The organism is Mesorhizobium sp. (genome assembly GCF_005063415.1).
Taxonomy (GTDB): Bacteria; Pseudomonadota; Alphaproteobacteria; order Rhizobiales; family Rhizobiaceae; genus Mesorhizobium.
On the sequence record NZ_SUEG01000103.1, the window covers coordinates 12,582 to 19,106 of the forward strand.

The following is a 6,525-nucleotide window of genomic DNA, read 5'->3' on the forward strand; positions in this document are numbered from 1 at the left end:
GCGGAGCGGCGGACATGGCGGCCGCGTCTCAGGCGGCCAATGCATTCAGGTTCTCCTTCTTGTGCTCGCGCAAATGATCCATATTGAGGTAGCGGGTCGCCTCGAGCCAGTTCTCGTGGATCTCCACCGCCAGTGCCCGAACCAGCCGCAGACAGCTCTGCGGACTGGGGAAGATGCGGACGACCAGGGTTCGCCGCTTGATCTCCTGATTCAGCCGCTCCAGCATGTTCGTCGACTTCATGTGCTTGTGATGGGCAAGCGGCAGCCGATAGAAGCTCAGCGTTTCCTCGATGTTGTCCTCCACCCAGTTGACCAGCTTCGGGTACTTGGCTTGCCATTTGGCGATCCACTGCGCCAGATCGCGGTTGACCTCGGCCAGGTCACGCCGGTCATAGAACCATCGCAGCTCTATCAAGCAATCGTCGTCGGCCTTGGGCGGCACGTAGTCGAGCGCGTTTCTGAGGAAGTGCACGTAGCAGCGCTGCCAGACCGCTTCGGGCAGCACTTCGCGGACCGCCGCCCTGAGCACCGCATGGTCGTCGGAGACGACGAACTCGACGCCGGCGAGCCCACGCTGCTTGAGCCCTGCCACGAACTCGCGCCAGCTTGAATGGCTCTCCCGGTTGCGGAACGCGAAGTTCCAGGACCCCAACCCGCGTCACAAGCTTGCGTTGTAATAGCCCGAGCGGTAACCAACCCGCTCCGCCGTCCGCTTGCGTGTTTCGGTAATTCCCGGACACCCACTTTTCGCTAAATCTCGGCAGTGATTTCAGTAATTCGCGGACAGCGATTCCGCTAAATCCCGGACAGTTTTCGGAAGCGGATTTAGCGTCGGTTCTTGGCTGCGCCGTTCTGGCAGTTTGGCCTCTCACGATGATGTTGAGAGGGGCCATGCCGAGACGGAAGCAAGCGAGACGAACGAGCGTGAGGGACATCCAAGCGATGTTGCGCCTGACCCATGAGCAGGGTCTTTCGGTGCGTGAAGTGTCGGAACGGCTGAAGATCAGCAAGACGACAGTATCGACCTATTTGCTACGGGCGCGGGAGGCCGGGCTGTCATGCTGGCCTCTGCCGCCGGGCCACGACGACGCGACACTTGAGCGGCTGCTGTTTGGCCGTGCCGGTCGTCCGCCGCAAGACCTGAGCGAACCGGACTTTGCGCTGATCGCCAGGGAGCTAAAGCGCAAGGGGGTGACGCTGACGCTGTTGTGGCAGGAGTATCGCGCCGCCCATCCCGACGGCTACGGCTACACCTGGTTCTGCGAGCACTTCGCCGCTTTCGAGCGCCGGACGAGCGCGACATTCCGCAATCGGCATGCGGCGGGCCGCGGTGATGCAGACGGACTATGCCGGGCAGACGGTGCCGGTGATCGATCCGGCGACTGGCGTCATTTACCCGGGGCAGATTTTTGTCGCGGTGCTGGGCGCCTCCAACCTGACCTTCGCCTTTGCCAGCTCCAGCCAGAAGCTGCCGGACTGGATCGAGGGCCAGGTGCGAGCGCTCGCCTTCTTCGGCGGCGTCACCAGAGCGATCGTATGCGACAACCTGAAGGCCGGTGTCGTCAAGGCGCTGCGGTTCGAGCCGACGCTGAACGCGACCTTTGCCGCGATGGCCGAGCACTACGACACCACCATCCTGCCGACCCGCAGCCGCAAGCCGCGCGACAAGGCCAAGGTCGAAGGCGCGGTGCTGATTGTCAAGCGCTGGATTCTGGCGCGGCTGAGGAACCGATCCTTCTTCTCGATCGCCGAGCTCAACGCGGCGATCGCCGAACTGCTCGAGGAGCTGAACAACCGGCCGATGCGCCATATCGGCCAAAGCCGCCGCGAACTGTTCGAGGAGATCGAGCGGGCTGCCTTGAAGCCGCTGCCGGCGGCACCGTTCGAGTACGCCGAGTGGAAGTCGGCGAAGGTCCATCCTGACTACCATGTCGAGGTCGACAAGACCTTCTATTCGGTGCCGCACCGGCTGATCGGGCGCACCGTCGAGGTGCGGCTCACGCATCGAGTGGTCGAGATCTTCCACGATCACCAGCGTGTCGCCAGCCATATCCGTCGCTCGCAGCGTTCCGGCCATGTCACCGTCAACGAACACATGCCCAAGGCGCACCAGCGCTACGCCAACACCACGCCGGCCAGCCTGATCAGCCGGGCGGCCGGGATCGGCCCCAACGCCGCCATCCTGGTCGAGCGCATGATGCGCGACCGGCCGAATCCGGAACAGGGATACCGCTCGGCCATGGGCATCCTGTCGCTGGCGCCGCGCTATGGGCCGGAGCGTCTCGATGCCGCCTGCGAGCGGGCGCTGCTGATCAACGCGATCGCCTACTCCTCCGTCACCGCCATCCTCAAAGCCGGCCTCGACCGGGCCAGCTCCGCAGAACCGGCAAAGCCGACACCCCAGCACGCCAACATCCGCGGCTCCACCTATTACCAGTGAAGGAAAGGAAGAAAGAATGCTGACGAACCCCACCCTCGACCAGATGCAGGCCCTCGGTCTGGCCGGCATGGCTGCCGCCTGGCGCGAACTGGCCGAACGCAACAACGCCAACGAGCTCAGCCGTGACGAGTGGCTCGGCCTGATGCTCGACCGCGAGGTCGCCATGCGGGCCGACAAGCGCGTCCGGAACCGGCTCGCCTCAGCCAGGCTGCGCTTTCCCGAAGCATGCATCGAGGACATCGACTTTGCCGCGCCGCGCGGACTCGACCGGCGCAGCACCATGGCGCTCGCAGGGCGAATGGCTGAAAGCGCATGAGAACCTGATCGTCACCGGCCAGACCGGAACCGGCAAGTCGTGGCTGGCCTGCGCCTTCCGCCGGCAAGCGGCACGGCTCGATCATTCCGTGCTCTATGTGCGCGTGCCGCGCCTGTTCGAGGATTTGGCGCTCGCTCGTCTCGATGGCCGCTTCCCACGCCTCATCGACAAACTCACCCGCGCGCAACTGCTCATCCTCGATGACTTCGGAACCCACAGCCTCACCGACCAACAGCGCTTCCATCTGTTCGAAATCGTCGAGGAACGCTATCGCCGCAAATCCACACTGATCACCGCCCAGGTCCCGGTGGCCAGATGGCATGACCTGATCGCAGACCCCACCGTCGCCGACGCCATTCTCGACCGGATCGTGCACAACGCCCACCGCATCGTGCTCCAGGGCGACAGCATGCGAAAGCAAAAGGCCGCGCCCCTCTTGACCGCGCCGAAAACGGCGAAATCAATCATCCATGAACGCAACAAGGCACCCAAGGACCGACGCCGCCAGACTGTCCCGACATTAGCGAAACCACTGTCCGGGAATTAGCGGAACCCCTGTCCGGCTTTTGCGAAATACGCAGTCCGCTCGCCTTTCTCGGCCCGAGCGCCTCCGCCATCTCGGCCTCCAAAGCCTCCTGCACCACAGTCTGGAAGACCTTGCGAAAGCCGTCGTCATCCGACAACAGCAACGCTTTCAACTCGCCTCTGCTCAGTCTAGCTTCTCGATCGGTCATGGCACTTCCCCTTCCACGGGAATCGGTGATCGCAACGCTATCAGCGTGCCATGGCCGCTCTCGCCTCAGAGCAACCGCCGTTCTCTCTCCAGTGCTTTTTGCAGAACCTTCAGGACACTATCCGGCCGCAGGAATAAGCCAACACTGGCGGCCATGATACAGCGCCGCCGAATGGGACGATGACGCGAGAGGTCAAAGATGAGATTGGGACACCGGGTAGACCTCGCGTTGGCGCTTCGGCGTGGAGGTGCCATAAAGACCATTGACGACATTGAGGTGCAACTCCCCAGCTGTCGCGTGCACCAACGTTCCACGCGTTCACTTTTTGGGCAACTCCACCTCCACTGATGCGGAAGGGTGTGGGGCTGTAGTTTGTCCTTCGCAAAGGGTCGGAAATGGTGAGATCGACCAACTAATCATGTTGACAGCACGCTCAAGTATCGCCTCGGTCTGAGCAAGGCTTGGTGAAGTGGCAATGACATGTCCGATGCGGTCTCGATAGTCGCCGTTCCTGACGATCGGCGTCTTGGCGTTAACATACAATTCGACCTCGTCGACACGGGGTAAAGCGGCCGCGCGGCCGTCGCCATTGATCCAGTCCAGCGTGCCGTCTTGATCCGCGATCAGGAATCGCGCGGCCGCTACGTTCGAAAGCCTTCTGCTCAAATTCCATTCCTCGCCTATGAGAAGCTTGATGTGCTCGGTGACGAGATCGACACCGTAAGCCAGCTGAACCAGCCGAGGATTCGGCCCACCCGCAAGACGAGGATTGACTTCAATCACGACTGGTCCACGCTTCGTCCACCGGAATTCAATGTTCGTTGGCCCCCAGCCAAGGTCGAGAGCTCGCAAACAGCTCAGCGAAACATCGGCGATACGTTTGAAGTCCCCATCATTCAGCGGTGCGGGATGGAGGTACTCACGAAAGACGAAATGGGGTGGTCGGCCGAAGTTCCCAGCGGCAATTCCAATGATTTCTTCCCCCATTATATCAGCACTGTAATATGGGCCTTGCGCGAATTCTTCCACCAGTATTCTCGGCGAAGATCGCCATATATGCTTCCCGCCCAACAGATAGGTCGTATGTTCGGCTAACTCATCGGCGTTGCGGCACAATCGGACTCCAATGCTGCCGCTGCCTGAAGCTGGCTTAAGAATCACCGGCAGACCGATCTCGGCGGCAGAGCTTTCCACGTTGGTCGCATTCGTAGCCAAGCGATAAGTAGGCATTGGAACGCCGGCCTGCGTGAGGAGCTGACGTTGAATGAATTTGTCGTAGCATTGTTCAACGGATGTGGGGTTCGGTCCCGGGAGATCGAAATACCGGCAGAGCTTGCCAACTGTCGCATAGACCGACTCGTCCTCGCCCGCAAAGCCAGTAATGCCGGCGATATGATAGCCCTTACCTAGCTGCGAACATTCGTGTATCAATGCATCGAGATTGTCCGTATCCACACGGATAGTCTCGTTTCCTTCAATTGCAAGATAGTCGTACCCAGCCGGATCAGCCGACAGGGTAATTGGATGGAGGCCGAGCCGCTGGGCTGCTTTCACGTATAGCGGACCAAGACGACTATGGCCTTCAATCAGGATGAGCGCTGTTGCTGGCATTGGCTGTTAACTCTCCGTTGCGTGCTGGTGCGGCTGTCTGAGCGTAAACAAGTGCCGGCTTTCTATCCCTGTCTGGCGTCAGTGCCTGAACGCAGAAGTAACATTGTCAGAGATTTGGGGTTGTGAAGATTCTGCAAATTCATTTGAAGTGCCTCGTCGATTTCCACGCTGGGCTCGCCCTGCAGCGCCTATCACTCGTGTGCGTTGACGTCCTCTTGTCGCCTTCGTTGAGGGTGCGGGAATACGAGCATCTGGCGAAGGGGCTTGCCAACGGGCTGCATCGGTCGCCCGCACCTACGTGCGCGGAGGGATCAATCCTACGACATAGGACATAGGTGGTAGCTCTGTCGCTTTTGCTCGACTCCCTCTAGGCCGTGTGGACTCTTGGGATTCCCAAGGCTGAGCAAAGCAGATTGAAAGTTGTGTGTGTCAAGTTGCGAAAAAGGCGTGGCAGCAGCGGTGACGTTGGCGTGTCGGCCGCGCAGCCCCCGTGTTTAGCGGAGCGGCATGGCGGGCCGCGTCTCACGCGGCCAGTGCTCTCAGGTTCTCCTTCTTGTGCTCGCGCAGATGATCCATGTTGAGGTAGCGGGTCGCCTCAAGTCAGTTCTCGTTGCGCGGCGACAGACAAGGGGAGACTCGCATTGCCTCGTCGAAAATGTTCCTGAATGTTCAACCGTTGCCTCACATAAGTTGCTCCCTACCGAGGGGTATGACTGGGGCGACTATGGGACGGCTGAGCATGGCGACAAGGAAAGAACTGACGACGGCGGTTTCAGAGCGCTATCGTGCTTCGACGCGAGCGGAGAAGGCGAGAATTTTGGATGAGTTCGTCGTCGTCACGGGCTTTCACCGCAAGCACGCGATGCGGCTACTACGACGCGGTGAGGGGCCGTTTGCAGGACGGCGAGCGCGGCCGCGGATTTATGATGAAGCGGAACGCAATGCGCTCATATTTGCTCTGGGAGGCGTCCGGCCGCGTCTGCGGCAAGCGGCTGAAGGCGTTGCTGCCCATCCTTCTCGAGGCGATGGAACGGCACGGTCATTTTGACCTAGCGCCCGAAATCCGGGGCAAATTGCTGGCGATGAGCGCGGCCACGGTCGACAGGCGCTGGGACCGATCCGAGAAGGCTTGGGACGTCCCCGACGACGGCCCGCGGCGTATGCCCTGCGACGGAGCATTCCCATTAGAACGTCGGCGGATTGGGACGATCCAGCGCCAGGCTTCGTTGAGGCGGACCTCGTGGCCAGCCCTTCGGCTCGCGGCAGCTTCATCCAAACCCTCGTGCTCACCGACATCGCGACCGGCTGGACGGAATGTGCGCCGCTGCTGGTTCGCGAACAGACGCTGTTGAGCATGGTGCTCACAGAACGGGCTGAGCGTTCAGAACTCTGACCATGCAGCGCCCGCTGCAGCTTGCGGATCG

General features: G+C 61.1%; 1 protein-coding gene and 4 pseudogenes. 3 read left to right on the forward strand and 2 right to left on the reverse strand.

Annotated features, from left to right (window positions below; translation table 11 throughout):
- Nucleotides 1-28: 28 nt before the first annotated feature.
- A pseudogene (locus E5W70_RS22860) lies at nt 29-622 on the reverse strand (transposase); the annotation flags it as partial.
- Between the two features lie 269 nt (nt 623-891).
- Between E5W70_RS22860 and istA the strand changes: the two are divergent.
- Both istA and istB read left to right on the forward strand, forming a co-directional pair.
- Nucleotides 892-2,440: pseudogene (gene istA, locus E5W70_RS22865) on the forward strand (IS21 family transposase).
- Nucleotides 2,441-2,456: 16 nt separating this feature from the next.
- A pseudogene (gene istB, locus E5W70_RS22870) lies at nt 2,457-3,177 on the forward strand (IS21-like element helper ATPase IstB); the annotation flags it as partial.
- 631 nt (nt 3,178-3,808) lie between these two features.
- Here the strand turns inward: istB and E5W70_RS22875 are convergent.
- The gene (locus tag E5W70_RS22875) at nt 3,809-5,101 is read right to left on the reverse strand and encodes an acetyl-CoA carboxylase biotin carboxylase subunit family protein (RefSeq protein ID WP_292662728.1); all 1,293 of its coding nucleotides are present in this window, start codon (nt 5,099-5,101) and stop codon (nt 3,809-3,811) included.
- Between the two features lie 724 nt (nt 5,102-5,825).
- Between E5W70_RS22875 and E5W70_RS22880 the strand changes: the two are divergent.
- Nucleotides 5,826-6,470 (forward strand): annotated as a pseudogene (locus E5W70_RS22880) (ISNCY family transposase); the annotation flags it as partial.
- Nucleotides 6,471-6,525: the final 55 nt, after the last annotated feature.

Coding starts and splice junctions, on each gene's coding strand:
- E5W70_RS22875 (WP_292662728.1), bottom strand. CDS start 5,101: ATGCCAGCAACAGCGCTCATCCTGATTGAAGGCCATAGTCGTCTTGGT.